We start from the raw sequence: 1,911 nt of genomic DNA, 5'->3' as shown, positions 1-1,911 counted from the left end.
CTTTCTTCATGGCGTTGCTCTCCTCAGTGGAATCGGCACCCCGAGCCTAACGGCTCAAGGCGGGCAACGCCGCCCACTTCAGAGTTTCAACAGAGACCGGGACATTCCCCGGTGTTGGTGTGGATGAATGATCCGAGGCGCACATACTCGTTTGCGGAGTGGTTGACGGTGTAGTGGCTGCGGAACTCTGCGCCGATCTTGGGATAGATCACGCTTTCATCGGTCATCATGGCGCTGGCGCGATTGGCATTAGTTACAATCAGCGGTCGCACTTCCTTCGCGGTTACGCTGGCGACATGGAAGGACGCGGCTCGGCCCTCACGCTCCACAAGGGTTAGTACGGCTTTTTTCGGGGCAGGTTCGCGGAAGGCGCGGTTCTTCGCCTTTCCTCCAATATACGCCTCATCGACCTCCACAACCTTACCGTTGCCGCCAAGCCCGCCAGTTATTTTGTGGCTGTCGTCGCGCATGGCTTCCCGGATGCGATGGGCTAGAAACCACGCCGTCCGGTAGGACCCGAGATCGAGGTTACGCATCAGTTGATGAGCGGAAATGCCCTTCTTGCTGGACGCCATCAGATGGATAGCCAGCAGCCACTTATGGAGCGGCACATGCGAGCGTTCCATGACGGTGCCGGTGCGGCAGGTAAACTTGCCCCGGCATTCATTGCAAAGGAACATGCCAGCCTGCGTCTTGCCTTCCATGCGGCGGATGTTGGTGCCGCTGCACAGCGGGCAAACAACCCCGTTTGACCAACGCGAGGCTTCGATATGCTCGCGGGCTGCATCTTCGTCGTGGAAACGCTTTTCGGAAAGGCTGGTCATCGGTCTCAATCTCCAATGACCATACTATGGCATAGGTTCTATGCTAACTCAAGTGCATAATTGCCCAAATATGGTTGAGAAAACATTGCGATTTATTGCACTAAAAACTCCGATCGTCTGCGTTATCCGACCGCTGGTAAATTGATCCCAGAAATCCACGCGGCCGGATATCCGCAACGCTTCCAAAGAGTCCCTATCTTTAGAAGGCTGGATGGCGCCTCGCGCCTGATCAGGGGCGATTGACTCCTTTGGCGCAGGTGGAACCGCGTCGGCGCCGTTGAGCGTGGAACCTAACGGATCCCCTATCTTGTCTACTGCCTCGACCACAATGAGGGAGCGCTCGCCAAACATAAATCCGTAATCAGCGCCGTAGCGCGCACCGGTAACAATCACGATCGTCAATACCGCAAATATCGCGACGGCGGCGATCACGCCGGTTATGAGGCGAATGACGAGGTTCCGTCCGGAAAAAACCCGCTGTGCCAATGCCGCCCCCAGCATCACTGATGTTGCCATCAAGATGTTACGGCTATTGGTCACCATTATGATCGAAATACATGCCAGAAGGAGCCACCACGGCCCCGAACGAATGGCCATGTCGAGCGAAAGAAGGAGGGGCCCGCCCACGGAGACGGAGGTATTGGGTCTACCAAGAACTCCATAAGCTGCGGCGACAATCAGGAATGCTAAAACCCCCGTAAATGTCGCCCAAGCCAATATTCGAAGCGGCCGTTCAATTGCACGGATATTTTCGGCAAGATAGAGCCCCACCCAATAGGAAGCCAACATTGTGGCAGCGGCGAATGCCTGCCGAAACACGATGTATAGTGGATACTCCAGGACAACTCCGCTGACCAATCCAAAGGCGAGATAGGCAATTAAGACAAGAACGAGCCCGTCAAATTTAACTCGCTCTGAAAGCTTTATGACCAGCGCCGTGGAGATAGCCGCAAGCACCGCCAGTCTTAGAGTCTGTCCGGAAAGTTGTTCAATTTGAACAAAGCCTTCGCAGCATTAGGCGGATAGACGCCAGTTTGAGGAATGCGAGCGCGTTGCGCGACAGGTTCTCGAAATCCTTGGCCAGCCT

Annotated in this window: 2 protein-coding genes and 1 pseudogene; all 3 read right to left on the bottom strand. The window is 55.4% G+C overall.

The features are described from left to right. Positions 1–86: 86 nt before the first annotated feature. Positions 87–824, bottom strand: coding sequence for an IS1595 family transposase (locus VQ045_RS21590; RefSeq protein WP_331831587.1), 738 nt, complete (start codon positions 822–824; stop codon positions 87–89). A 48-nt stretch (positions 825–872) separates the two neighbouring features. Further along, positions 873–1,781: a hypothetical protein gene (locus VQ045_RS21585; RefSeq protein ID WP_331831586.1), complete on the bottom strand. Its 909-nt coding sequence runs from the start codon at positions 1,779–1,781 to the stop codon at positions 873–875. 31 nt (positions 1,782–1,812) lie between these two features. Then, positions 1,813–1,911, bottom strand: a pseudogene (locus tag VQ045_RS21580) (IS5/IS1182 family transposase); the annotation flags it as partial.

The sequence above is a fragment of the Aurantimonas sp. E1-2-R+4 genome (genome assembly GCF_036549515.1).
GTDB classification, from domain to species: domain Bacteria; phylum Pseudomonadota; class Alphaproteobacteria; order Rhizobiales; family Rhizobiaceae; genus Aurantimonas; species Aurantimonas coralicida_A.
This window is presented reverse-complemented; position numbering and strand designations above follow the sequence as displayed.

Excerpts from the sequence above, each read along its gene's own strand:
- VQ045_RS21590 (WP_331831587.1), bottom strand. The coding sequence starts at position 824 with ATGACCAGCCTTTCCGAAAAGCGTTTCCACGACGAAGATGCAGCCCGC.